The organism is Thermoplasmata archaeon, from assembly GCA_038851035.1.
Classification (GTDB): Archaea; Thermoplasmatota; DTKX01; order VGTL01; family VGTL01; genus JAWCLH01.
This window is the reverse complement of record JAWCLH010000007.1, coordinates 54,717-80,971: the sequence shown is the minus strand read 5'-3', so window position 1 is coordinate 80,971 and position 26,255 is coordinate 54,717. Positions and strand designations below refer to the sequence as shown.

General features: G+C 63.0%; 17 protein-coding genes. 7 read left to right on the top strand and 10 right to left on the bottom strand.

Going from position 1 to position 26,255, the window contains the following annotated elements; genetic code table 11:
• Nucleotides 1–288 precede the first annotated feature (288 nt).
• Nucleotides 289–963: an AAA family ATPase gene (locus QW379_03755; protein ID MEM2869522.1), complete on the top strand. Its 675-nt coding sequence runs from the start codon at nucleotides 289–291 to the stop codon at nucleotides 961–963.
• 153 nt (nucleotides 964–1,116) lie between these two features.
• Here the strand turns inward: QW379_03755 and QW379_03750 are convergent, their stop codons facing one another.
• Nucleotides 1,117–2,574: an RtcB family protein gene (locus QW379_03750; protein ID MEM2869521.1), complete on the bottom strand. Its 1,458-nt coding sequence runs from the start codon at nucleotides 2,572–2,574 to the stop codon at nucleotides 1,117–1,119.
• Between the two features lie 779 nt (nucleotides 2,575–3,353).
• Here QW379_03750 and QW379_03745 point away from each other — a divergent pair.
• Nucleotides 3,354–4,367 carry a UbiA family prenyltransferase gene (locus QW379_03745; GenBank protein MEM2869520.1) on the top strand — a complete coding sequence of 338 codons (1,014 nt, stop codon included), beginning with the start codon at nucleotides 3,354–3,356 and terminating at the stop codon, nucleotides 4,365–4,367.
• A 22-nt stretch (nucleotides 4,368–4,389) separates the two neighbouring features.
• Here QW379_03745 and QW379_03740 read toward each other — a convergent pair whose 3' ends face one another.
• Both QW379_03740 and lsrF read right to left on the bottom strand, forming a co-directional pair.
• Entirely contained in the window at nucleotides 4,390–5,430 is a 1,041-nt protein-coding gene (locus QW379_03740) for an alcohol dehydrogenase catalytic domain-containing protein (protein MEM2869519.1), read from the bottom strand.
• Between the two features lie 91 nt (nucleotides 5,431–5,521).
• Nucleotides 5,522–6,313 carry a 3-hydroxy-5-phosphonooxypentane-2,4-dione thiolase gene (gene lsrF, locus QW379_03735; protein ID MEM2869518.1) on the bottom strand — a complete coding sequence of 264 codons (792 nt, stop codon included), beginning with the start codon at nucleotides 6,311–6,313 and terminating at the stop codon, nucleotides 5,522–5,524.
• Nucleotides 6,314–6,505: 192 nt separating this feature from the next.
• Between lsrF and QW379_03730 the strand changes: the two genes are divergently transcribed.
• The 5 genes from QW379_03730 to QW379_03710 all read left to right on the top strand — a co-directional run bounded on the left by QW379_03730 (nucleotide 6,506) and on the right by QW379_03710 (nucleotide 18,632).
• Entirely contained in the window at nucleotides 6,506–7,255 is a 750-nt protein-coding gene (locus QW379_03730; protein ID MEM2869517.1) for a thioredoxin family protein, read from the top strand.
• 95 nt (nucleotides 7,256–7,350) lie between these two features.
• Complete coding sequence (locus tag QW379_03725) at nucleotides 7,351–8,571, top strand: S8 family peptidase (protein ID MEM2869516.1); 1,221 nt, start codon at nucleotides 7,351–7,353, stop codon at nucleotides 8,569–8,571.
• A gap of 306 nt (nucleotides 8,572–8,877) precedes the next feature.
• Nucleotides 8,878–13,203 (top strand): kelch repeat-containing protein, encoded by a 4,326-nt coding sequence (locus tag QW379_03720; protein ID MEM2869515.1) that lies wholly within the window; start codon nucleotides 8,878–8,880, stop codon nucleotides 13,201–13,203.
• Between the two features lie 163 nt (nucleotides 13,204–13,366).
• Entirely contained in the window at nucleotides 13,367–17,551 is a 4,185-nt protein-coding gene (locus QW379_03715; GenBank protein ID MEM2869514.1) for an FG-GAP-like repeat-containing protein, read from the top strand.
• Nucleotides 17,505–18,632 carry a hypothetical protein gene (locus tag QW379_03710; protein ID MEM2869513.1) on the top strand — a complete coding sequence of 376 codons (1,128 nt, stop codon included), beginning with the start codon at nucleotides 17,505–17,507 and terminating at the stop codon, nucleotides 18,630–18,632. The genes QW379_03715 and QW379_03710 overlap by 47 nt, the downstream gene beginning before the upstream one ends.
• Nucleotides 18,633–18,652: 20 nt before the next feature.
• On the opposite strand, the gene QW379_03705 is transcribed toward QW379_03710, so the two are convergent.
• From QW379_03705 to QW379_03675, 7 genes are all read right to left on the bottom strand, one after another.
• Nucleotides 18,653–19,324, bottom strand: a complete 672-nt coding sequence (locus tag QW379_03705) for a translation initiation factor IF-6 (protein ID MEM2869512.1) — start codon at nucleotides 19,322–19,324, stop codon at nucleotides 18,653–18,655.
• A gap of 42 nt (nucleotides 19,325–19,366) precedes the next feature.
• Nucleotides 19,367–19,651, bottom strand: coding sequence for a 50S ribosomal protein L31e (locus QW379_03700; protein MEM2869511.1), 285 nt, complete (start codon nucleotides 19,649–19,651; stop codon nucleotides 19,367–19,369).
• A gap of 10 nt (nucleotides 19,652–19,661) precedes the next feature.
• Entirely contained in the window at nucleotides 19,662–19,817 is a 156-nt protein-coding gene (locus tag QW379_03695; GenBank protein MEM2869510.1) for a 50S ribosomal protein L39e, read from the bottom strand.
• An 89-nt stretch (nucleotides 19,818–19,906) separates the two neighbouring features.
• On the bottom strand, nucleotides 19,907–20,242 hold the full coding sequence (locus tag QW379_03690) for a DNA-binding protein (GenBank protein MEM2869509.1): 336 nt from the start codon (nucleotides 20,240–20,242) through the stop codon (nucleotides 19,907–19,909).
• Between the two features lie 15 nt (nucleotides 20,243–20,257).
• Nucleotides 20,258–20,710: a 30S ribosomal protein S19e gene (locus QW379_03685; GenBank protein MEM2869508.1), complete on the bottom strand. Its 453-nt coding sequence runs from the start codon at nucleotides 20,708–20,710 to the stop codon at nucleotides 20,258–20,260.
• 77 nt (nucleotides 20,711–20,787) lie between these two features.
• Nucleotides 20,788–21,078: a hypothetical protein gene (locus tag QW379_03680; protein ID MEM2869507.1), complete on the bottom strand. Its 291-nt coding sequence runs from the start codon at nucleotides 21,076–21,078 to the stop codon at nucleotides 20,788–20,790.
• Nucleotides 21,079–21,136: 58 nt separating this feature from the next.
• Nucleotides 21,137–26,236, bottom strand: a complete 5,100-nt coding sequence (locus tag QW379_03675; GenBank protein ID MEM2869506.1) for a tetratricopeptide repeat protein — start codon at nucleotides 26,234–26,236, stop codon at nucleotides 21,137–21,139.
• Between the last annotated feature and the right edge of the window lie 19 nt (nucleotides 26,237–26,255).

Genomic DNA, 26,255 nt, shown 5'->3' with positions numbered 1-26,255 from the left:
TGGAAGAGGAGCAGAGCGGTCGGGAAATTTGGCGCCCGCGGGCTGCCTGATGGTGGAGCGTGGGGCGCGTGTCATTAGGGAATGTCTTCCGGCCGGGCTAGTGTGGCCGGACCCTCAGAGCCTCAGTCCGATATATCCGGGCCCTTCGGCCGTTATTAGAATCAGTGTCGCCGTGGGAGCGTAAAATTCAGAGGAGTGACAATGGATGTCGATGACAGCCCCCTGAAGGAGAGTCTCCAGCCCTAAAACTTCTGAGGACGGGAGGCCTTTCGCTGGAGTCTCCCGGCCGTGCTATATCGGGGAGCCAGAGAGGCCCTGCGGCACGAGAGGAGGGACGGGACCAGAATTCTCGTCTCCGGCTCCTCCTCAAAAATCCTCTCCGGAGAGCTCGCCAGCCTGCTCACGGGCCGGCACATGGACATCGAGGTCCTTCCACCGGACCTCGCGGAATACGCGAGGTTTAGGGGCGTCGATGTCGCGCGCGACGCCGAGGCGGCCTCGGCCCTCGCCTCCGAGTTCATCTCTTCCACCGCCTTTCCACAGGCGATAGGCATCCTCGAGCCCGACCTCAGGCGCAGGGCGGTCCACGGAATTCTCACGGACATCCTCCACCACGACATCGCGAGCAGGTACGGCGTATCGAGCGTGGAGAAGCTCGAGGCTGTCGCCGCCTTAACCCTCGCCTCCGTCCCCGGACCCCTCAGGATCAGGCGGACGCGCGGGAATCTGAGGAATCCGGTCTCGCTCGGCCTCTCCCGCCCCGCGACGGGATCGAGGGAGCTCGAGGGACTGGGGGAGGTGATGAGCTCCTTGGGCCTCTCACGGGGGGTTCTGGTCACAATGAACGAGAGGAGCACCCTCAAGGTTCCCTCGGGCGAGGTCGAGGTCCTGCCCTTCAAAAAGCGGGCGCTGGAGTTCTGGTCGCGTCTTGCCACCGATAATGCCAGCGCCACCGGCTCGTGAGGGCATCCGCACCGGTGGAGCTCTCCGCCCTGTCCATCCTGACTTTTCACGGAAAAGGCGCCCTCGCGGTGGGGAGACGCCGAGCCCGCCCTAGAGCTCCCCGAGCGCGTCGTGGCGCGGGCTCTGGGAGCGCGGACCGACGAGCGGAACCACCTAGCCCTTCATTACCCCGAGCGGTCTCAGCCTCGCGACCTTCCTAGCTATTCCCGCACCGTGGCAAGTCTCAACGACACTTGAGACGTCCTTGTAGGCCGCGGGCGCCTCCTCGGACATCACCGTGTCGCTCGCCCCGCGCGCGTAGATGCCAGCGCCCCTGAGCGCCTCGATAATCTCCCTGTCGCGGAAGCGTTTTATGGCCGCGTTGCGCGACATCACGCGCCCCGCGCCATGGCACGCACTCCCGAATGTCTCGCGCATCGCCCTCTCCGTGCCGAGGAGCACATAGCTCTCCGAGCCCATGCTGCCCGGAATCAGGACCGGCTGGCCCAGCGAGCGGAACCTCGGCCCCAGCGCCTCTGTCCCGGGCCCAAAGGCCCTCGTGGCACCCTTCCTGTGGACCACGAGCCTCCTCCTCCTCCCCTCTACCTCGTGCTCCTCGAGTTTAGCGATGTTGTGGGCGATGTCGTACACGACCTCCAGCCCGAGCTCGTCTTCTCTCTTCCCCAGAACCTTTGTAAAGGCCTCCCTGACCCAGTGCGTGATTAGCTGGCGGTTCGCCCATGCGTAGTTGGCGGCGCAGGCCATCGCCCTGAGGTAGTCGGAGGCCTCGGGGGAGCCCATCGGCGCACACGCGAGCTGCTCGTCGGGAAGCTGGATGCCGTATTTTCTGTAGGCGCGGTGCATCACCCTCAGGTAGTCGTCGCATATCTGGTAGCCGCAGCCGCGCGAGCCCGTGTGAATCATCACCATTATCTGGTCCTTTTCATCGATTCCCAGCGCCCGCGCGGCGCGCTCGTTGTAGATCTCATCAACCCTCTGAATCTCGAGAAAGTGGTTCCCCGCGCCGAGGGTCCCAAGCTGCGGCGCGCCCCTCTGCTTCGCGAGCTGGCTCACCTTCGAAGGGTCGGCGCCCTCCATCCTCCCCCCCTCCTCCAGACTCTCGAGGTCCTCGGGCCGGCCGTAGCCCCTCTCGACCGCCCACCTCGCCCCGCCCTCGAGAACGGCGTCGAGCTCGCGCGTCTCGAGCCTGACCTTTCCCTTTGAGCCCAGACCCGACGGTACCTCGTGGAAAAGCGTGTCAATGAGCTCCCCGAGCCTCCCCCTGACTTCGCCCGCATCGAGCTCCGTCCTAAGGAGTCTGACGCCGCAGTTAATGTCGTAGCCCACGCCGCCGGGCGATATTACACCCTCCTCCGCGTCCGTGGCGGCGACGCCACCGATGGGGAACCCGTAGCCCCAGTGGATGTCGGGCATCGCCAGAGACTCGCCGACTATGCCCGGCAGAGTGGCGACATTGGCCACCTGCTCTGGCGCCTCGTCCCTAAGAACGCTGTCGATGAGGCCCGGGCTGGCGTAGATGACCCCGGAGGTCCGCATCCCGGGCTTGTAGCTCTTCGGAATTCTCCAGCGGTACTCATCCACTCTCTCGAGCGGGCCGCGCCACTCAGGCATTTTGTCTCAAGAATCCTTAGGGGCTCCAAGTATTAATTTTATTTGGTGCCAGGAGCTTCAATGCGGGGCCCAGATAGCCCGAGCCAGCATTTAGTCGGCCCATCCGGGGATATAAAAGAGAACCCTATTTTTTAGGCCCGACTATGCGGATGTTGATGAAAAACGGCCGTAGAGCCGTTTCTAACCAGTGGTCAGGGTGCCATATAACCTTATCAATGAGCTGTTCCGGGAAGCAAGTTCCCCGAATGGACCGGAAGCCCACTCCAGCGATTGGGAGCTCGCTCGTGTCATCGCGCTCGCGTCGGTCGAGAAGACGAATAGTGAGAGCGCAGCCCACAAACTGAGGGCCATTGTCCTCCGCCTCACCCGGTGTCTTTCATGCCCAGATTGGAGAGCTCTACGAGATGAAGTCATTGGACCGTTTCAGCGCGTATCTGGGGGCCAGCCGCCTGGCCAATGGGGGATTGAAGCTGCATATAGAACTCGAGAGCGTGACTTCGAAATACCTGCGAAGACGCTGGATGTTTTAGCTTATAATGGCCAGAGCACAGGTCAAGCGCGAACGTGGAGTGAAGAGTGAGGCGGGAAATTTCACGGCGTTTGGATTGTATGAGATAAGGTTGAGGCGGCCTATTATGCGGCCTATTATGGTGTGCAGCCTCTGAACTAGAGGCCGGCCAATTGGCTTACCGTTTCCACAGGAAATGAGGGTCTTAACGCTGGAACTTACTGGACATAAAGCGATAAATATTTGTAGGGCTTTCAACGTCCGCCCAACATTGAAGGGCGCCGGTGGTCCGGGGAAGATGAGCAGCCTTTCGTGGCCGGTAGCGTACCTCCGCATGAGTCGAGCGGAGTACCTGCCCGCCGAGATTCCCGGGCTTCTGACCATCTACTTTATAGGGGCGTCCTCGCCGAGCCGAATTCTGGCGCCGGAGGTCATTGAGGCAATCCTCGTGTTCGTTCTGCTCTACTTCGTTGGCTTCATCGCCAACGCCTACACCGACCGAGAGATAGACAAGCGCTACACGATTTTCAAGAACAAAATTCCGGAGGCCGTGGAGAGGGTGGGGGACAGAAACATCATCGCCATTATAGTCACGCAGCTCGCGCTGGCATTCGCCCTGACTGCGCACATCTGCATCATAATGGAGAGCCTTTTTCCGGCGGCTCTCGTCGCAGTGGGCACATTCTTCGGCGTGGGCTACTCGATTCCGCCCCTGCATTTCAAGGTGCGGGGATGGCTCCACGCCGTCTCCCTCACCCTCTCCGCCTTCCTGATTCCGGGCCTCTTCGTTCTCTTTGCAATAGCTGGTGAAATCGCGCCCGCGCCACTGACAATTGTTGTGGGCTTCAGCATCCTTCACTATGGAATCGCATTCGCTAACCAGGCGATCGACTACCTCGAGGACAGAGCCGGAGGGGTGATGACGCCTCCAGTGCGATGGGGGATGGGGAGATCCCTCAGGGTCGCGCTCGTCTCCATTTTCGCGGGCATCATCGTCGTCTTCGCCGGCCTCTACTGGCACATGCAGACCAGGTCGGGGTCGATATCCGCGCTCCCCGGAATGACCACGCCCATCTTCTTCGCCCTTATGACGCCCGTGGTTTTGCTGGGCTACTACATACCAGTGACCGGGCTCTGGAAGATGTACAGGGCGAGCGCCACGAGGCCCATCGAGGAAGCGACGAGGTACATGAAGGATATTTGCAGATACAATACCTGGCAGGCGAGTGGTATCATCGGCCTCATGGTGGCGACGGGCGCGGTGTTTTTCGCCGGACTTATCTGACTCGTCTCTCTGCCTCCTAGGCTCATCCGTGGGGCCGGATGATCACCTTGACAGAGCTCTGCGCCTTCGCCACGAGCTCGAAGCCCCTCGCGGTCTCGGAGAGGGGGAGGCGGTGGGTCACCATCCCGCCGACGAGTATTCTCCGGCTGCGAAGGAGCTCGAGGGCCGCCATCATGTCAGCCGGCGGGCCTGCGTAGGAGAAGTGGATGCTCACCCCGTCCCTCCACAGCTCGTACAGGGGGAAGGGGAATGTCTCGCCCGGCATCGCTGGCGCGAAGAAAAGAATTCTGCCCCCCCTGTCCGCGCACTTGAAAGCGCTTCTAATCGCGGGCGCAGCGGCGGTGCAGACCGCAACAAAGTCGGCCCCGAGGCCCCCGTTGGCCTTCTTCAACTTCTCCGAGAGCTCCCCCTCGGATAAGAAGACCTCGTCCGCGCCCATCATTTTTGCGAAATGGAGGCGCTGGGGGTTGATGTCCGTGGCGAGAATTCTTCCCGCACCTAGGGCCTTGGCTGCCGCGATGTGGAGGAGCCCCGATATTCCCGAGCCTATTACGAAGAGGCTCTCCCCCGGCCTAAGGCCAGCGATTCTCTGGCCCCTCAGAACGCAGGCCAATGGCTCGACGAAGGTCCCTTCCTCAAAGGAGAGCTCGTCCGGGAGTCGGAAAACGCCCCGGTCCACATTTATCCGAGGAAGTCGGACGTATTGCGCGAAACCACCCGGGTCGAAGTTCGTGCTGCGAAGAGTGTCGCAGACGGAGTGGTGGCCCCTTAGGCAATACTTGCAGGTGTTGCAGGGGACGTGGTGGGCCGCAACGATTCTGTCGCCTTTTTTGAATTCTCTCACGCCCTCGCCCGCCTCCTCGACCACCCCGGCGACCTCGTGGCCAAGGACGAGGGGAGCCTTCCGGACCCGATACCACTCCATGACATCCGAGCCACAGATTCCGCTGGCCTCGATGCGCATCAGCAGCTCGCCGGGACCGATTTCCGGAACCGGGACCTCTTGAATACGGACGTCGTCGTTCCTGTAGTATACCGCGACCTTCATCATTCTTTTATTCATACCAACCCTCCGCCTCCGCCCTCGCTCTTTATTACCGTCAGCCGTTCTCCGGCGCCATCGGGCCCCACGTTCCCGGCCACCGAAAGACGGACTACTTCCCCCCCTTCATCAACTCCTGGTACAGGCTGTAGGCCTCCTCTGGCGTGTGCCTCTCATGCACAACCGCCCTGACCGCCCTTATCATCGCCACAGGGTCATCGGCTTGAAAGATGTTCCTGCCCATGTCGACCCCGACCGCGCCCGCCTCCAACGCCGCCGCTGTCATTTTGAGCGCATCGAGCTCGGGCACCTTCTTGCCTCCAGCGATCACAATGGGCACCGGGCACGTCTCGACGACCTTCTCGAAGCCGTCGACGTAGTAGGTCTTAACGATGTGGGCCCCGAGCTCCGCCGCGATGCGCGATGCGAGGCTCATGTATCGCGCGTCCCTAGCCATCTCCTTCCCGACCGCCGTCACCGCTACCATCGGAATTCCGTACTTCCCGCACTCGTCGCACCACCTCGAGAACTCGAGGAGGGTGTCGCGCTCGAAGTCCGCGCCGACGAGTATCGAGAAAGCCACTCCTGCGACATTGAGCCTGATCGCCTCTTCTATGTTCGCTATGCTCCCCTCGTGTAGGAGCTCCTTGCTCAGGATGCTCGTGCCGCCAGAGACCCGAAGGACCACCGGCGTCTCGCACTCGGGCGGGATGTAGTTGCGGAGGGCGCCGCGGGTGAGCATGACCGTGTCTGCGTAGGGCAGGAGGGGGTTTATCGTCTTCCTGAAGTCCTCGAGCCCCGTCGTTGGTCCCATGAAATAACCGTGGTCCACAGCGAGCATAACTGTTCTCCCGTCCTTCGGCCTGATGATGCGGTTGAGGCGGTTCCTGAGACCCCAGTCCATCCCATCCCTCCAAGGCCTCGCAACGGCTCCGGCGGTATAAAAGCTTGCGGGCGCCCGCGCAGAACCGGATAAGACTCATTTCCGGCGTTCGGGCTGAGCGGAGCGCTGGGGTTTCCGAAACGGATGATGCCGTTCTCGACGCGCTCCACACCGAGCGAAAACAATAACCGTTCCTAGGGCATAGACCTAGCCATGGGCTTCCGCAGAAGCGAGAGGGGAGGAGGGGCGCACCCGGGTCCCCGTGCCAGAAAGCCCGCCCGGGCGCGCCGGACGGGCCCGCGGCCGCCCGTGTCGAGCTATCTCCTCAGGAGGGCTCTACACTCCGTCTCCTCAATCACCGAGCCCGTCGGTCTCTTTTTCTTCGGAAGCACCAAGTGCCCCTCGGCGTCTCTGGAGGGCGTGAAGCTCTGGCAGGAGCTCGCCTCGGCCAACTCGATGATAATGCTCAGGGTCTACGACGAGACCAGCGATGCCGCGAAGTGCAAAGAGCTCGGGGTCTCCCTTTTTCCTGCGACGCTCATTGCGGGGAGGAACAGGGGGACCATGCGTTTTTATGGAGTCCCCTCCGGCTACTCATTTCAGGCGCTCGCCGAGGCCATAGATGCCGCATCCTCGGGGCTACCGGGCCTCTCCCCGGCCGCGCAGGAGCGCCTTGGAGCGATAAAAAGGCCTTTGAGGCTTAGGGTCTTCGTGAACAGCGCCTCGCCCCTATGCGCGCGCCTCTCCTCCCTCGCGCTCAGGCTGGCGGTCGGGAGCGATTTCGTCCACACGGAGGTCTTCAGCATCACGGATTTCCCCGAGATAGCCGAAATGTACCGAGTGGACTCAACGCCCAGGACAGTCGTGAACGGGAGGACCGAAATCCGGGGGGCGCCGCCCGAGGCTGAGTTCGTCGAGGAGCTGCTGGGAGCGCAGGTTCCGCGCACCGATGGCTACGCCTGACCTCGCCCGGGGCCCAACAATAAATCTTAAATGCGGGGAAACGGATGGAGCTGTGCAGACCCGGGTTTCTGCATGAGGCAGGGGAGGGATTAGGGATGAACGGAGTGCGCGCATTTGTCTGTCTGGGAGCAGCGTTTCTGATTGTCGCGTCCGGGCTCGCGGGGCTCGCGGGCGCGAGGGACGAGGAGAAGGCGAGGGTGATTGTCCTCTTCAAGGAGAAGGTGGACAGGAAGCTCATCGAGGACAACAATGGAGAGGTGCTCGACACCCTCACAATCATCCCGGCCGCGGTCGCGAAGATGGGGAAGGACGACATTAAGGCGCTGAAGAAGAGCGACAAAATCAAGGCTGTGGAGGAGGACGCGGAGGCCTCGATATGCGGGGACGCAAAGGACGAGGCGAAGGGCAATGAAAAGCCCCAGCCGCCCCCCCAGCCCAATGAAACGACACCATGGGGCGTTGACAGAATAGACGCGGATTTGGCCTGGAGCAATTCAACTGGCTCCGGCGTCAAGGTCGCGATTCTGGACACGGGAATCGACCGCGATCACCCCGACCTGAAGGACAATATCAAGGGAGGGGTGAACATCATCAACTCGAGGAAGAGCTACGAGGACGACAACGGCCACGGGACCCACTGCGCGGGAATAATCGCGGCCGTGAAGAATAAAATCGGCGTCGTTGGTGTTGCCCACTCGGCCTCGATTTACGCGGTCAAGGTCCTGAACAGTCAGGGGAACGGTTTCTACTCCGACATTATAAAAGGAATTCAGTGGTGCATTAATAACGGCATTCAGGTAATATCTATGAGCCTCGGGGGCTCGACAGATTCGTCCGCCCTCAAGGCCGCCTGCGACGCCGCAAAGAGCGCTGGAATCGTTCTGGTGGCGGCGGCGGGGAACGATGGAGGAAGCATCCTTTATCCCGCGGCGTATGAGTCTGTAATCGCAGTCGGAGCCGTGGGTCAAAATAATGACGGGAGTCTCTACAGGCCTGACTGGTCCAATTACGGCGACGCACTTGACCTCGTCGCGCCGGGCGTGGACATCTACTCCACCTACAAGGGCGACACCTACAAGACCCTCAGCGGCACCAGCATGGCGTGCCCGCACGTGAGCGGCACTGCGGCTCTGGTGCTTGCGACGACAATTCCTGATGAATATGACAGTAGTGACAATAATGATAAGTGGGACCCCGACGAGGTTCAGAACTGCCTCCAGGATACGGCGGACAAACTCGGTGAAACGCAGCCAAATATTTACTTCGGCCACGGGCTTGTAGACGCAGAGGAGGCCGTGACGGGAATCCAGAGCTGAGGCGGTTCCGGCCGCTCTCACAGGCTTTGCCGGCACGGATAGCTTGAGCATTTTACCGGCCATCCTCCGGGACAGGTTTCATCCGCCTGAGGGGCGATTGGGGCTCCGGACGGGGGGAGGCGGATGGACTGGATGGGAGAGCACCGGGAGCGAACGGGGTTCGTCAGGGCGGGGATTACCCGGGAAGAGCTTACGGGGGGTTGGGGCCGGCGAAATTCGTGAGAGGACTGAGAGAGGCAGCGCGGCTTCAATTCGAATTCGTACCAACAACTATATAATAGAAGTCACAATGCTAATTTACTTTGGGTGTTTGGAAGGGTGGCTCGCGGGGCACGGGTGGGCGGAGCGCTCAGAGTTTTCCCAATCGTGTCCATCCTCGTTCTGGCCTCGCTCCCCCTGCCAGACGCCAGCCGCAGCTCCTCCGCGGCCTCGACTCTCATCGAGTCCGCCGCCACCGACTTCGGGAACGGCACCATGGAGAACCTGACCATCCTCGACGGCCGGGCCCAGCTCGAGTTGATGGGGACAGCGGTCTGGAGGCAGCTCCAGCCCGGCTCGAGCCCGGAGGCGCGCATCCAGCACTCGATTGCAACGGTGCCCGGCACCGATAAGGTCCTGCTCTTCGGCGGCTCGGGCGCGGGCGGCTACCTGAACGACACATGGCTCTTCGACCTGAGCGACTGCTGCTGGACCCGGCTCGCCCCGCCCGCCGCTCCGAGGGCCCGCCGGGCCGCGGGCCTCGCCCCGTTCGACGGCACGGACCTGCTCCTCCTCTTCGGGGGAGAGACCTCCTACGGCGTCTCCGGCTACACCTGGCTCTTCAACATGAGCGAGGGCAACTGGACCCGACTCACCCCAGCGGCCTCGCCCCCGGCCCGGAGCCACCACTCCCTCGCCACCATCCACGGAACCGACCGCGTCCTCCTCTTCGGCGGCTGGAACGGGAACGCTTGTCTTAACGACACGTGGGTCTTCGACCTGAGCGAGGGGAACTGGACCCAGCTCTCCCCGCCCGAGAGCCCGGCGCCAAGAGACACATTCTCCCTCGCCCCCGTCTGGGGGGACGACAGAGTGGTTCTCTTCGGGGGCTCTGTCGGCGGCCTCCCCGCCAACGACACATGGGTCTACGACGCCAGCGAGAACACATGGTCCCAGAGGTCGCCCCCGCTGAGCCCCCCGGCCCGCTTGGGCAGCGTCATGGCCCAGATTCCGGGCGAGGACAGGCTGGTGCTCTTCGGCGGCTACGAGAACCGGCGGGACACGTGGATTTACGATGTCGAAGACAATGAATGGCTCCAGAGGGACTCGAACCCGCGCCCCAGCGCGAGGCACGACCACGCCCTCGCCGCGCTCTCTGGAATGAAGAAAGCAATCCTCTTCGGGGGCCAGAGCGCCGGCACCTACAGGAGCGACACCTGGCTCCTCAACCTGACGGGCTTCTGCCCGCAGGGCTGCCTGACCTCAGCATCCATAGACGCGGGCGGCCCCTCGCTCTTCCAGACCATCGGCTGGAAGGGCTCCTTTCCCCAAGGCACGGCGATAAGATTCCAGCTCAGGACCGCCCCGACAGAGGCCGGTCTGAGGGAGAGACCATTCATTGGCCCTGACGGGACGGAGGGCACATACTACGAATCATCCGGCCAGAGCCTCTGGACCGGCCATGACGGCGACAGGTGGTTCCAGTACCGGGCTCTCCTGAGCACGAACACCCCTGAGCTCTCGCCCCTGCTCGAAGAGGTCAGGGTCGGCTACGACAGATGGCCAGACGCCCCCCTCCTCATCTCGCCTGCTGAAGAAGGCTGGGCGTGCGCGGGCTTCCTTTTTTCGTGGGAGTTCAGGGACGGCGACGGCGGGCTACAGGGCGGCTACCGCTTCCAGGTCGACGAATCCCCCGGCTTTGATTCAATAGAATACGACAGTGGAAACGTTGAGTCCCGGGAGTGCGCCTGCGCCCCCGTGCTCCCGGACGGCCGCTACTACTGGCGCGTCCGGACGAGGGACCCGGAGGGCGTGTGGGGACCTTTCAGCGAGCCCCGGGCGGTCAGGGTGGACCGCGTCCCACCCGAGCTGGTGATTGTGGCCCCCCTGGGCCCGCAGGTCAACACCACCAGCTTCACCCTCTACGGAACCGCCTCAGACGCCCTCTCAGGCCTCGAGCGCGTCGAGTTCAGAGTAGACGACGGGGAGTGGCGCCCCGCCAGCGGCACCGCCAACTGGAGGGCAGAGCTCAACCTCACCCCAGGCATCCACAGAATTCTCGTCAGGGCAGTGGACGTCGCGGGCAACAACTACACGGTTCCGGTGGAGTATCTGGTCAACCGCCCGCCGACGGTCAGGCTCCTCTCGCCCGCGGAGGGGGCGAGGTTCAACACGAGCGACGAGATTCTCCTCTCGCTCGAGGCCGAAGACCCCGACGGCGACCTCCTGACCATCGTCTGGCTCGACGGCTCCGTTCCTCTTGGTAGTGGGCCCCAGCTCTCCTGCCATCTCTCCGAGGGCAACCACACAGTTCTTGCCACAATTTCGGACGGCCGGGGGCACAACATCACTCTATCCGCGAACATCAGCGTATTCAGCGTCTTCCCCGTCCCGAAAATCAGAATTCTCTCCCCAAAAAATCGAGAGGAGCTGACCTGCGGGACGGTGCTCGTGAGCTTCGCTGTGGAGAACTTCACCTTCTCCGGCGCCGCTGGCGGCCCCCACATCCGGTTCAACCACTGCGGCTCTCCCGACGAGGACTGGTACTCCACCGACCCCATCGTCATCCCCAACCTATCAAACGGCCAGCACATCATCAGGGTCTGGCTCGTGGACACAGAGGGGAGGCGGCTGGAGAATTCGGAGGCATATGCCGAGGTCAACATCACCGTCAACGACCCGCGCCCGGACCTCGCAATCAAGCTACAGGACATCTCCCTCCATCCCTCCAGACCGAGGGCCGGAGACAGCGTCGTGGTCGGCTACAGGGTCTACAACTGGGGAGGGTCGGCGGCTCCGCCGTTCAATGTGAGCCTTTACATAGACGATCTCCTGAAGGGGAACCGCTCCCATCTCGAGCTCGGAAAGGGGATGAACACCACCGGAAAACTGAAATGGAGGGCAGAAGAGGGGAACTTCACCCTGAAGCTGCTTGTTGACCCCCTCAACTCGATAGACGAGCGCAGCGAGATTAACAATATGGTCACGCTGGAGCTCAGCGTCGGGCCGGCCGCCCCCGCCGCCCGCGAATCCGGTCTCTGGGCCCTCGCCGCCGCCCTTGTTCTTGCGCTCGCGGCGGGAGGCGCCGGAGCTTACGGGGTCTGGAGGAGGAGGGCCGGTGCGAGAGGTGCGAGGGGCGGCGGAGGGGCGGGCGGCCTTGCTCCGCTGAGCGAGCCCTTCACGATAGACGACATATTCCTGATATACCGGGACGGCAGGCTTGTCCAGCACACCACCCGCAGGCTGGTCCACGGCGACGACAGCAGCGAGATAATGGCCTCGATGCTGACGGTGATTCAGGACTTTGTAAAGGACGCTCTCTCGAGGGGCGAGGAGGTCCAGCTCGGCTCCGTCGAGTACGGGGGAAGGAAGATATTGCTCGAGCGGAGCAAGCACCTGGTTCTGGCAGCGGTGGTCTCCGGGCCCGAGCCCGACGGGCTGAGGGCGGAAATGGCCCAGACCCTGCGGAATATAGAAGGCGAATACAGCGCCCTCCTGCCATTCTGGGACGGGGACCTGGGCCTCCTCGCAGGAACTAAGAAGTTCCTGAACGAGCTCAGTGCCTTCAGGGCGGCGGAGTTGGAGGAGCTCGAGAGGAGGTCGGAGCCCGGTGCCCCGGAGCAGCTCAGGGTCCTCTCGGAGGTCGAGTTCTACCAGGGCTTCGCGAGACTGAAGGTCGCGGTGAAGAACGAGGGCGACACTCTCGTCGCCGACGTAGCCCTCGACCTCCACTTCGATGAGAAGAATCTCCGGCTGGACAGAATCGAGCCACACTATCCTGTGAGCGGAAAGAGGGTTCTGCTGGGCAACATCGGGCCGAAGGAGAAGAAGACGGTGGCCTACTATTTGGACCCGCAGATATGCACCGAGTCCGCCGTGGACGGAGTGGTCACCTACAGGGACGCGAAAGGCGGCTTCCATACGATGCCCCTGAAAAGGAGGATGGTGACGGTCGTCTGTCCGATTCTCTACACCGACCAGAACATCAACACCGCGATGCTCAGAAGGATGGTCTCGGAGGAGCTGGACCAAAGGGACAGCAAGATATTCCTCGTCCCTCCCCGCTTCCCGATCGCGGAAGCCTTCGCGATGGGCAAGAGGGTCGTGGAAGGATACGACGTCCGGCTGGTCAGGGAGTTCTTCGAGAAGCAGCCCTGGAGGGCGGAGGCCTGGTACTACGGAAAGACGAAGGGGCGGGACGCCTCCATCGTGGTCAGGGTTTCCGCGAGGGACGACACCCGCACCCTCGAGTTCTTCGTGGCGAGCAAGAGCAAGCTGGCTGTCACGGGCCTTCTGGCGGAGCTCAGGGCCGGTCTCGTGAAGAAGCAGAAGGAGGAGATGCCCGCGAGGGCCGGCATGGAGCAGGTGCTCGACCCGGCGGTTCGCGACAAGCTCTTCGGCGACGGCTCGCTGCTGGAGCGGCAGAACGAGTGATTCGTTGACCAGTGGACTCCCCTGGTGCGTCACCGCTCCGCCAGGCCAAAGAGCCGGTGGTGCGACCCGGGCGGGGCATCAAAGTTCCGGGCTCCTCCAGAGCCGTGACCAAAATTATATCATTCCGGAGGTTGATAGGTGTTTGAATCTGGCGGGGGTCTGAATGAAGGTGAGCGGAAGAGCTGGTACGCTGACGCTCTGCCTGATTCTGGCCCTCCACGCCGTCCCCTCTCCTCTCGCGCAGGACGACCTCTCCCTCTCGGTGCCGCCCGTCCACCCCCACCTCTCTGAAACCTACGACGCCACGGTGGAGGTCCAGGCGGGCGGGAGGTTCTTCATCTCCTTTGGCCCGGAGGGCGGGATAGCCCCCATGGCCCTTCCGGGGCCGGGTGCGGGGCTCTCCGATGAGGCGGCCCGGGCCGTCTCCCGGGCTCCGGAATGGCTCAGGAGCGACCTCGCGGAGAAACTGAAGGAGCTAGCAGCGGACCCCCTCGTGACGACTCGGGTGGCTCTTGGCGACTTCGACCTCGATGGGGACCCAGACATCTTCTGCCCCTCCGGGAGGGACCTTGAATACCTGCCCAATCTCGGGACGGTCTGGAGGCCCCTCTACTCCAGCGAGCGAGCGATAGAAGTCAGAATAAACCTGAGCCGCCCCTTTCCCGCCTCAGGCGACCTAACGGGCGACGGCCAACTTGAGCTCGCCGTGGGCACCGAGGAGGGCTATGTTTTTATAATCGAGTTCAAAGAGGGACAGGTGGAGAAGGGAGAATCTTACCAGCTCTACGACATCTCCAGATGCCCGGAGGTGGGGAGCCGCGCTGCGCCCGCTCTCGGCGACCTCGACGGCGATGGGGACCTGGACGCCGTCGTCGGGGATGGGGCCGGAAGGGTGCACTACTTCGAGAACGTGGGCAACAGGAGTTTCTGGGACTTTGAGAAGACGGCGGCCTCCCTCCTCTTCTCCTCCATCGCCGTTCCCGGGCCCGCGGCTCCGGAGCTCGCGGACCTCGACGGAGACGGCGACCTGGACCTGACGGTCGGGGGAGGGAATGGAATCCTTCACTTCTTCAGGAACATCGGAACCCGGAGCCTTCTGGCGTGGGCCCCAGACGACCTTCTAGTATTCTCCGGTATCAGGGCCTCTTCGGACGCCGCCCCTTCCATTCGCGATATGAACGGCGACGGCCGAAGGGACCTTCTGCTCGCGCAAGGACAGGGGTCCTGCCTCTACTACGAGAACATCGGAACCTCCACTGAGCCTGCGTGGCCCATATGGCCCTTCTACGAGTACACTCCCGTCATGAGCTACTACGACCCGCGTGTGTACCTGACCCGCCTCAACTTCAGCGGGGCCACGTCGGCCTATGCACGAGCCATCCTTAATGCCGAGGACAGAATCGTTGACGAGCTCGCGTTCGCCATAGCGCACAGCGCGGTGGAGGCCCTGAGGGCGTCGTCTCCGGAGCTGTATATCGAGAACGCCCGCTCAATATACGAGAACGACGAGTATCTCGACTATGTGCGCGTGGTGGACCTCCCCGACCGGTCGACGGTGAGGTACATTGTCAATGAATCGGGCCGGGCGAGGGAGCTCGAGCTCCCGGCTGAGATCTACTACTGGTACATCGTCCACCCCAAAATCACCGACGAGCTCCCGCTCTATATAGACCCGGAGGCACCCTCGGGGAGCGCCAATGCCACTGCCCCCCCGCCCCGGGGGAAGTTCTGGCGGAGCTATATCTTCTTCAGCGCCGACCCCGAGTATCCGCCCGACCCGCCCACGGACGCCAACGGGGACGGAGTTCCGGATTATCACTACCCCAAGACCATCAAGCCGCCCCGGCTCGCCGACATGCTCTCCGGCATCAGGTACCTCTGGAACTGCACCTCCTATGCCTCCCCACCGGGCTTCGACGACTCGGGCCTCAACAACTACCGTCCGCTGGATTGGGGGGACCACGCGATCGAGCGCGTGAGCAACTGGGTCTCGAAGACCCTGCCGCTCAACGAGAGGGAGAGCGGGGATGGAGAGAGGCCGATTCAGCCAGTGAGAATCTTCCACCACCACAACGGCAACTGCGGGGAGCTTCAGGACCTCACCGTGGCGGCGGCTAGGGCCGCGCTGATTCCAGCGGCTGGGGTCAACCTCCTCGGCGAGGACCATGTGTGGATAGAGTTCTACGAGAGGGGCTGGCACCAGTGGGACAACTACTGGAGCGACTCCGGTTCCGTCATTGACAATTTCATGAACTACTGGGAGGGTTGGGGGAGGAGGGGCGGCTCGGGAATATTCAAGTGGAGGGGAGACGACCACTGCTTCGAGGTCACAGAACAATACATTCCACCGCCCTCGCAGTCAATTGTGACCGTTTCAGTGAGGGACCCGCTCGGCTACCCCGTGGATGGTGCCCGGGTATTCATGATGAGCCACTGGCTCGCGGAGCAGGCGATTCCCGTCGAGGGCATCAGCTTCCCCTTCCCCGCGATCTGGAACTACACCGACACAGAGGGAAGAGCGACATTCGTGCTCGCCGCAAACAACTTCACCATCAATGTCCTCAGCAAACTAGGTACTGGGGGGCGGGAGAAGACCTATATTGGTGAGGGGCTGAACTACACCTTCAACATCACCCTGCCAGGCCGCCTCCCGTGGCCTCGCCCCCTCGCGGTTTCCGGCCCGGGGGAGGGCGAGGGACTCCGGCTCGAGTTCGAGTTCGAGGTGTTCGCCGGCGAGCAGAGGCCGCCAAACCCAGAGGTCGGGACGAGCTCGGTCCAGCCAATCCAGACGGGACTGAGCATTGACCTTCTCATAGTCAACAGGAGCAACCTCGAGCTCTACCTCTCGGGTCTAGATTTCGAGGCTGCGAAGCACGTTCTGAATCAGAAAAGCTTCAGCTGGACGGTCAGTCTATTGTCCGCGGAGGAGTGGTATTTAGTTCTGGCGAGCGAGGACACTCTCGAGACCGCCAAGACGGTACGAATTCGGGTGACAGTCGAGTCTGTGCCGCCCGCCCCATTCGTCACAATAGACTACCCCGTGCCCGGATGTGTCTACGACACCAGTCGCCCCCTCCCGGTCTCCGGCCGGCTCTCGCAGGGGGCGGGTCTGCGGGCCCTCAGGCTCTCCATAGACGATGGACCAGCCATCAACGTCACACCCGGAGCGGACCTCCGGAACGGAACTTGGCGTTTCGACGCGGACCTGTCCGGTGTGCCGGCGGGCCCTCACGAGCTCTGCGCCACTATAGAGGACGTTCTCGGCCGGGTCAACAGCAGCAGGGTTGTGGCAGAGCTGGACCGCGAGCCGCCGTGCGCCAGCATCGAGAGGCCGGCGCAGGGTCAGGTGTTCGACATGAGCTCAGCAATAGTGCTGGCGGGGAGGGCGGTGGATGACCTCCGGGTCTCGTGTCTGCTCATGTCCCTAGACCGAAACCCCGTCGTGGATATCACCTCCTCCCTCAACGGCTCCCTCTGGGAGGTCTTGATTCCCGCGGGTGGCCTCGAGGGCGGCACCCACGCAATCAGGGTCACGGCGCTGGACGAGACGGGGAAGTCCGGGAGCGCGGGGGTTGAGTTTACAGTGGTGGACAGAATTCCCCCGGAGCTGCGAATTCTCCAACCAGCTGAGCTCGAGGAGCTCGAGCTCGGGAGCGAGGTGGTACTGAAGGGGGAGGCGCGGGATGTCTCTGGAATTAAGGTTCTGACGCTCGAAATCGCCGGTGCCAGGGTGGACCTCGGGGGCGCCCTGCGCGGCGGGGAGTGGTCGTATGTCTGGAACAGTTCGGAGGCTGAGGGACCGGGAGAGGTCGCTCTCAAGGTGAGCGCCGTGGACGGCGCGGGCAACTCAGCCTCTGTGTCGAGGGTCTTCCTCCTCGCGGACCGTGTCTCCCCGGAGGTTTGCATAACCTCTCCACGTTCCGGTTCCTTCCTGAGGATCGGGGAGGAAATCAACATTACGGGAGTGGCCTCCGACGCACAGGGCGTGGCGAGGCTCGAGGTTCGCGTCGGCGAGCTGGGCTGGAGGAGCATTCTAGGTTCTCTCCGTGGCGGGGTCTTCAGGCACACCATCGAGACCTCCGGCCTGCCAGAGGGCAGGTGCAACATCACAGTCAGGGCCTTCGATGCCTCCGGGAACGCCGGGATCGCGCAGACTCATGTCTGGCTCGAGAGGCCCGCCGGAGCCCGCCCCGCGGGCCGGGAAGGCTGGAAATTCATCCCCGGGACGGGCGCACCACTGCTCCTCGCGGCGCTGGCCGCAATATGTCTGGCCCGGGCTATGGCGGGGGGTCGGAAGATGGATGTGGTGGCTGGCCCGGGTTTCGGCAAGGGAGAGGGGTGGAAGTGATGGAGGATGGCTCTGGCCCGAATGCCGGCCGGAGGGTGAGGAGAGAAAGGGGGGAGGGGCGATAGAGGAGTCCGGCGCCCCGGAGCGTGGCCAGTCTAGGTGGGGCTCCCGGGGGGAGGTCCGCTTCAGGAGCCGCGGGAGGTACCCGCTCTCGAGGTTCCTGACTATTCTTTTCCTGATGGTCTTCTTCTCCGGTTTGGTGCTCGCCTCAGGGGCAGGGGAGGCCTACGTCGCTATCGTGGTCGCCGCCTCTCTACCGCCGCTCTTCCTCTTCGCCCTCTCGCCCCTCCTGACGGCACACACGGTCTCGCCGGCAGGCCTGACGGTCCGTCAGGGATGGTACTTCTCTGTATTCCTCCCGGCCTCAAGCATTTCGGAGGCTGGGGCGACGGACGAAGAAGTGCCTCCAAAGAGCATATCCTTCTCGCCCCGGAGGAGCACGCTTTACGTCACCCTCTCCTCCTTCCCACTGGTCTACGTTGAACTACGTGAACCAGTGCCCCTCCCCTCTTCCTCGGGAAGGCCCGTTAAGAGGGTGGTGCTGAGCGTGGACGAGCCGGAGAGGATGCTGGATGCCCTTGGACGCTTGGCGGGGGTCAGGATTGCAGAGGAGCGCCGCTGCCCGGAGTGCCTGAGGCCTCTCGAGAGCGCACCCCGGCCCTCTGGCCTCTCGCCGTGCGGAAGGAGGGTGCCAACAAGGTTCGAGCACATCTTCCTGATTCATCAGGACGGGAGGCTCGTCTACCAGTACACCGGGGGCAGCATGAGGCCGCTCAGCAGCTCGAGCGTGAGCGGGATGCTCCTCGTGATTCAGGACTTCATACGCGATGCATTCAAGACAGAGGGCGGGGCCCTGAGGAGGCTCGAGCACGGGGAGCTCAACGTTCTCATTGAGGCGGGCCGGAGCCTGTATCTGGCGGTGACTTTCCCTTCGGGAGAGACCGAGCCTCCCGGGCTCAGGGAGACTATGAGGCGGGTCCTCAGGGAGATTGAGGCGGAGTACGGAGAGGCGCTGGCCAACTGGGACGGTCGGGAGCCGGATGGGATAGGAAAGGTCGTGTCTCAAATTCTATGGGAGTGAGAGAGCCCGGAAGCCTCGCATTAAAGAAAGCCGAGCGCCTCCTCCATCCTTCCGAGCTCAATTCCGGTGCTCGTGGTGCCCGCGGCGATCCCCCTCGAGTTGGCCACGACGCAGGCGCCGACCATCGGAGACCCATAGTTGGCAGTGCCTACAGTCACCGGAACCCCAAACACCTCCCTCAGAACCTTTTTCTCAGCTGCGCTGGCCCTCGGGTGGCAGAGCACACCTTTGGCCGTGACCACGGCGGCGCTACCAACGGTCTTCATGCCCGCGACCGTACCCTTCACGACCTCGACGTCGAGGGCATCCGCAAGCCTCCTCACCGACGCCCTTCCGAGGTCCGGGTGGACCAGTGCGGCTCTATCGTTGACGAGAACATTGTTACCCACTGCGTTGAGCTTGTCGGGGAGGCGTAGTATGCGCATTCCGGGGGGGCCGACCCTCCTTATTGCCTCCATCTCCTCGTCGGTCGCAAAGCCTGTGACGACGATCCCCGACGAGTTTATCGCGCACAGGGAGCCCACAACGCGGGAGCCGCCCAATGTCGTCCTGACCACGGGCGCGCCGAAGCACTCAGAATACTCCCTCACGAGTTCGTCGTCCGCGTCGGGTGCGAGGACGGCCAAGGTGTCGCTGACCTGCGAGAGAATGCCGAGGTATGGGTTGCCGTTGAAGTCCAGCCTCTTCAACAATGTGCCATTCCCCCGGCCGGTCGCCGCTCCGGGTGGGGAGCGCTATGGGACCGTCACCTCAACGTACCACACGCTCCGCTTCTGGTCCCAGAACTTCTCCGCCTTAACCTTTACCTTTGGTGGCGGCTTTTGCCTTCCGCGCTTCCAGACCACCTCGTTGAATATCGGGTCTATCCAGACCTCCTCGCGCGGCACCTTCATGTGCCTTCCCACGTACTCCCTTATGAAGGCGATTGCGGCCTTGGCCCGCTTTGTCCGGGGCTGGTTGTGCGGGTAGCGGAGGGGCACCGTCATCACCCTCTCCCTCTTCTGCTCCTCATCGACCAATGAGACCACCCTATTTCTTCAGAGAGTTCCTTCTCCAGTGGTGCCTCTTAGGGTGCCTCGTGAATCTGCGCGCGGTGCGCTGCATCACCCAGGCCGGCACCCTCCTGTTCTCTTTCACTGCCTTGAGTAGCCTCAGCTTTTTTCCGAGCGGTTTCCTTCTCGCCATTTCACTCGCCCCTTCCCTGCCCTGGACTGCCTCTCGCTCCCCTCCGGACCTGGCTCAGTCCAGCCTCCACCTCCATTTCGATGCTCAACCTATCGCCTCACTATTCTTATCTCCCTTTTCTGGGGCACGATTCTCTCCAGCAGCTGCCTGAGCGTAAGGTCGTCGATTCTGTGGTCGCCGAGCCTCCCGCTCTGGGCGAGCGCGATCAGCTGCTGCTCGACTGCGGCGGCGATCTCGGGGTAGGCGGTGCGAAGCCGCCCCAGCCTCTCCCTCGCCTCCGGCGTGAGAATTCCCCTAAGAATCGCCTGCCTCTGCGCCTCGAGAGCGGCCGCCCGCTCGCGGGCCTCGGCGAGCTGCTCCTTCTGGGCTTGGAGCTCCATCAGCTTCCTACGCCTGAGTTCCTCCAGCTCCTCATCGTCGCCCATCGGCCCCCTGCCCCCTCAGTACTTCGCCAGCTCGGGCAGCTTCTTCTCGAGCTCCTGGGCAACCTCGTGGGCGGTGTTGTCGAGCAGACGCCTGCCCTTCGGAGTCACGACCCTACCCCGCCCCTTGGTGGTGGTGACCAGCCCCGCTCTCTCGAGCTGCTGGAGCCCCTTCCGCGATATCGAGCCGCTCCCCTTGACCGAGATGTTTGGGGCGTCTCTCCTGTCCCTCGCCCCGCCGAACTTGGCGGAGAGCCGCGAGCTTCCCACAGGGCCCAATATGTAGACTTTCCGAAGGATGGCGGCCATCCTGATGTGCCACCAGTCCCTCTGCTCGGGTGGCTTCTCCCTGTGGGGCCCCGTCTTGACGTACGCCGCCCACTCGGGTGGGGCGAGCTCGGGCATCTGCTTGAGCTTCTCCGCCACCCTTGTTATGAGTGCGTCGGCGGGCACGTCGAACACTGTGGTCATCGCTTCCCTTCCCGGCTGCGGAGGCCTTAATAATGGATAGGGCATTAAAAGGTTTCGGGAGCGCTGCTCCCGCCTTTTCACCACCCTACAGGGTAGGCACACGCCGGGCACCTTTCCCAGCCCGGCTCGAGGGGCTCGCCGCAGATGCCGCACTGTAGCTCAACCTTACAAAGCCGGACCCAGCCGATGCCAGTGCCGCAGTCTGGGCAGAAGAGCCACTCGGGCAGCACCTCGATTCCGCACCTTGCGCACTTGAAACTGAAGCCACCGCCCTTTACAGGATAAGGAATGGGCCTAGGACCGGGTCTCACGACGACCCCCCAGTCCCTCTCCTCCGGCGCATCGAGAATTCTTGAACTGGAGCGCATTGTCCCACCCCGCCGATTTCACTCCTCTCCAGCGGGGTTAATAAAACCAGCGTGGTACCTACCCTCGCCTCCGCGGGCGGGCCCCGAGCCTTTCGAGGGCCTTCCTCGCCCCCTGATGGTCCGGCCTGAGCGCCAGCGCTCTCTTCATAGAGTCAATGGCCTCGCCACGCATATTCAGTCTTATTAGCGCGAGGCCCCTATTGTACCAGCCCTTCTCGTCGCCGGGGGCCTCCTTAAGATAGCTCTCGAACGCGCTGAGGGCCTCGGCGTTCCTGCCCTCCGCTAGAAGGAGGACTCCCCTATTGAAGTGGGCACGGGCGAATGAGGGGTCGGCTGCGATCGCGCGATCATACTCCTTGAAAGCCTCCCCGTCCCTCCCGAGAATCTCCAGGGCGACACCCATGTTGAATCTGGCGCGGGGGTCGTCGGGCGAGAGCTCAAGGGCTCTTCTGTAGCAGTCGAGCGCCTCGCGGGACCTCCCCAGCGAATTGAGGGCGATTCCGCGATTTATCCAGGCCTCGGGTCGCGCTGGGTTGAGTTGAAGCGCTCTCTCCAGAAGCCTCTCCGCCTCCGTGAACTTTTTCTTTTTGATGAGAAGAACTGCTGTGTTGACCATGGCCTCCGAGTTACTGGATGAGTCCTTCATCTTTTTCTCCAGAAGGAGATGAGCCTCTCTGAGCATCGAGGCCTCCAGATAGACGGCGCTGAGATTCAGCCGGGCCTCGTTGAAGTCTGGCCTCAGCTCGAGCGCCTTCGAATAGGCCTTGATCGCTTCGTCGACCCTGCCCATCTTGGAGAGCACAACCCCCTGGTTGTACCATATATCGGGGTCGGTTCCGCCGGTCTTGAGTGCCCGCTCGTAGCACCGGAGGGCGGCCGGGAGGTGCCCGAGCTTCTGGTGCAGCACTCCGAGATTGTACTGCACCTCTGCCGACCCCGCTCTTAGCTCCGCCGCCTTTATGAGGCTCGAGAGCGCACCCTCTAGATTCCCCATCTCGGCAAGGCAAACGCCCCTGCGGCTCCAGGCCTCCCAGCGGCCGGGGTTCAGCTCCAGAACCCTCTCGAAACATTCTTGCGCCCGCTCGTACTTCTTCGCCGCCTCACAGGCGAGGCCGAGCTGGAGCCAGGCCTTCTCCGAGTCCGGGGAGAACTCCAGCTCCTTCTCGAAGCTCCTGATGGCGGCCAGCGCCGCCCCAGTCCGCAGCTCCAGAATTCCCTTGTGGAGCCACCCCTCAGGGAGCTCGGGGTTGATTTTGAGCGCCCTTTCGAGCAACCTGAGGGCATCGGGGCTCTTTCCGCACTCATGGAGCGCCTTGGCGAGCTGGAAGAGCGCCTCCGGGTTTTTCGGCTCGAGCTCCAGTGCCATCTTGAAGCACTTTATGCTCTCTAGGAGTGAGCCTGCCCCGTGGAGAGCGACCCCCTTCCGAATCCAGGCCTCAGGGTCTCGCGGCTCTTTTGCAAGCACTGCGTCGTAGGTTTCAATGGCCTCCTTGAACCTGCCCAAGGCCTCGAGTATGATTCCTTTGCTGAAGTAGGCGTCCGTGAGGCCCGGGTCCAACTTGATGGATTTATTGAAGGAGAGCAGGGCCTCCTCGTTCTTTCCGAGCCCCGCCAACACAACTCCCCTTCTGTGAACGAGACGGGGTAGCTCCCTTAGCTCTGGCTCCAGCCCTAGCAGGAACTCCAGGGCCTTCTCTCCCCGGCCCATCGTCTGAAGGAGCAGAGCCTTCTTCTCGATTAGGTCGACATTCCGTGGCGAGATGGCGATTCCTCTCTCCAGCGCTGCGAGCGCCTCCTTGTGCCGCCTGGCTCTGAGGAGCTCCTCCGCGTACCTCTCCCACGCCTCAACCATTCCGGGCCCATGCTTGACCGCACGCGCATAGCTCTCCAGCGCCTCGTCGAACCTCTCAAGCCTCCTCTGCAGGTCCCCCTTCTTCAGCCAGAGGTCGGCCCTGCTGGGAGCAACTAGAATTGCGTCCTTGACCGCGTTCAGGGCGTACCGGTAGTGCTCGACATGGACGAACTCATCCGCCTTTTTGAGCATGGCTTCGACGTTTGCGGGCTGGGTCTCCAGAACCCTCTCGTAGCATTTGCGGGACTCGGTGTGGTTGCCCATCTCGTGGTGGAGCCTGCCCATGGCCATGAGAACCTCCTCCGGCCTGCGCGAGCACTCGAGCGCCCTCCGGAGGCACTCGAGAGAGCCCTCCAGGTCCCTTTTCTTCTCCAGCAGGCCGGCTTTCTTCATCCAAGCCTCGCCGCTCCTGTCATCTATCGCCAGGGCGGTTTCGTAACAAGCCAGAGCCTTGTCCAGGGCCCATTTCCGCTCCAGTGCCAGGCCCTTGTGGAGCCAGGCGTCGACGTTCTCGGGCTCGTCGGTTATGATGCGGTCGAAGACCTCGACCGCCCTGTCCCACTCGCCCATGCCCTCGAGGCAGAGCCCCTTTCCGAGCAGGGTTCGGGTGCTCTCCCCGGCGCTCGCGGCCGCCTGCTCGTAGCGGGAAAGAGCCTCCGCAAACCTGCCGCACTCACGCAGCGAGAGGGCGTGGTGTAGGAGAGCCTCCATGTCGTCCTTGTTGATTTCCACAGTGCGCCTGAAGGCGATTTCTGCTTCAGGCCACATCCCAAGAGCCTCTAGAGCCAGTCCCCGCCCGAACCAGCCACCCGGGTTGTCCGGCGAGAGGGTGACCGCCTGCTGGAAGGATGCCAGCGCCTCCTCTGTCCTCGTCAGCCCGAGGAGGATGTGCCCACGGCGAATCCAGACCGGCGTGTTTTTCGGGTTGATGGATAGGGCGGTCTCGTAGCTTTTCAGAGCTTCCTCGGGCCTCCTGAGCTCCTCGAGAAGGGCCGCCCTCTCGGACCATCCCTCGACAAGGTCGGGCCTGACCTCCGTCGCCTTGGTCACGCGCGCCAGCGCCTCCTCAGGCCTCCCCAGCCTCCTCAGAATTCCGCCCATCCGCAGCCAGGCAGAGACTAAGCCAGGGTTCTCGGCGGCGGCCTTCTCGTAGCACTCGAGAGCGCCTTCCAGCTCCCCCCTCTCCTCCTTAACCCGGGCCTTCCCAGCCCATCCCAGCGCGAGGTGGGGGTTGACCTCGATGGCCCGGTCGAACTCGCTCTCCGCCTCCTTCCACCTCCCCAGCTCTAAGAGGGCCTCGCCCTTTCCGACGAGGGAGGAGCTGTGGCGGGGGTTGAGCGCAAGCGCGCGTTCGAACCACTGAATCGCCTCCTCGAAATTTCTCTGCTCGAGGAGGGCAGTGCCACCGGCGTACCAGGCCGCTATGTGATGTGGACTCTTCTGAATCGCTTTCCGGAAGGACGCTAGAGCCTCAGCCCCTCGCCCCATCTCTCTCTCCAGTACCCCCCGGCTATACCATATCTCGGGGTCGTCCGGGCGCAGCTCCGCAACGCGATCAAACACCTTGAGGGCCTCCTCCCGCCTCCTTATACCGGCCAGGGTGAGGCCCAGTTTGTACCAAGCCTCGGCGTAGTCCGGCCTAAGCGAGACCGCCTGGTTGAGACACCTGACCGCGCTTTCGTGCCTCCCGAGGACGGAGAGCACCCCGGCCTTCTCATACCATGCCTCCGCAAGTCCAGGGTTGAGCCTAAGGGCGCCGTCATAGGCTCTCAGGGCCTCCGGGAACTTTCTGAGGGCTACTAGTGAATCCGCCTTGCCCTTGACGGCTTGGAATAGGTCCGGCTTTATCTTCAGCGCCCTGGTGAAGCAATCAACGGCTCCCTGATGGTCTCCCATCCCCGCGAGAGCGAGGCCCTTTTTATACCAGACGTCCGCGTCTTCCTTTATTAATTCCCGGACCCTATCGTAGCACTTGACGGCGAGCTCGTTCCTTCCGGTCTGGTGGTAGAGGGCTCCCAGCGCGCTCCACACGTCGGGGTTGTCTGGGTCCAGCGCCGAGGCCCTCTGGTAGGCCTCAACCGCCTCGCCATACCTCTTGAGTTCCTGCAGTAGGGCCGCCTTCTTGAGCCATGCTTGGAGGTTCCGGGGGTCCAGCTCCAGCGCCTCGGTGTAGGCCTGGACGGCCTCTGGGAGCTTCCTGAGCCTCTCCGCCGCGGCGGCGAAACCCAAGTGGGCCTCGCTGCTCTCGGGGTCCATCTCAAGAACCTTTTCATAGCTCGCCATAGCCTCCTTAAACAGATTGGACCTAAGGAGAGCATGCCCCCTCAGAAGCCATGCTTTTGCGCTCCGGGGCAGGTACACCACCGCATTGTTGACGCACCGGAGGGCCTCGTCCACCCTGTCCTCGTCCAGATGATACTCAGCCTGAAAAAGCCATGCCTCCCCGTCCTCCGGGCACCGGAGAACGAGCTCCTCAAAGGTCTTCAGAGCCGCGTCGCAGTCGCCCATCAGGCCCTGGGCCTGCCCTTTCCCCCGGAGCGCATTCACCCTCCCAGGCCGAATCGCGAGAGCCTTTGTGAAGCACTCCAGCGCCTCACCTCCTCTCCCCATCGCCAGCATCGTGCGCCCCTTGCGAATCCAGGCCTCCTCCAGACCGGGCGAGAGAGCGAGCGTCCGCTCGTAGGACCTCGCGGCCTCCTCCATTCTTCCAAGGACCTCCAGAACCCTCCCCCTGAGTAGCCACCCCTGGCCGAATTCAGGGTTCGCCTCGACTGCGCCATCCAGGGCGCGCAGGGCCTCTTCGTAGTGTCCTAGCGAGAAGTGCGCCTCGCCTATCGAGAACCAAGTCTCGTGGGAGTTCCTGTCCAACTCCAGTGCCTTCTCAAGGGTCTTCAGGGCCTCCTCAGACATTCCAAACTTCTGGAGTGCGGCCGCCTTCTCTCTCAGGGGCTCGGGTCTTCCCGGAGAGATGGAGACGAGAGTGTCCAGTGTGCGGAGGAGCTCGTCTCTGCTCCCCAGTCGGTCGAGCGCGACGGCGCGGACACGCAGCGCCTCCGCGTGGTTAGGAAAAAGGCTGAGAACCCGGTCGCAATAACGGAGGGCTTCCTGGAGTCTGCCTTGCTCTAGTGAGTGCTGGGCGAGTTCCAGACCTTGCTCGGGCGTCTCAAACGGCCTCAGCCTTGCCCTCTTGACTTTAATGACGGGGACGAGGCTTGTCTTAGTCCCGCACGTCGGACAGGCACCTGCGCCCACGAGCACCTCGGACCCGCACACCGCGCATTTACCTATGGTCCCTGAATCCTCCATGGCGCCCATCCAAAACCGG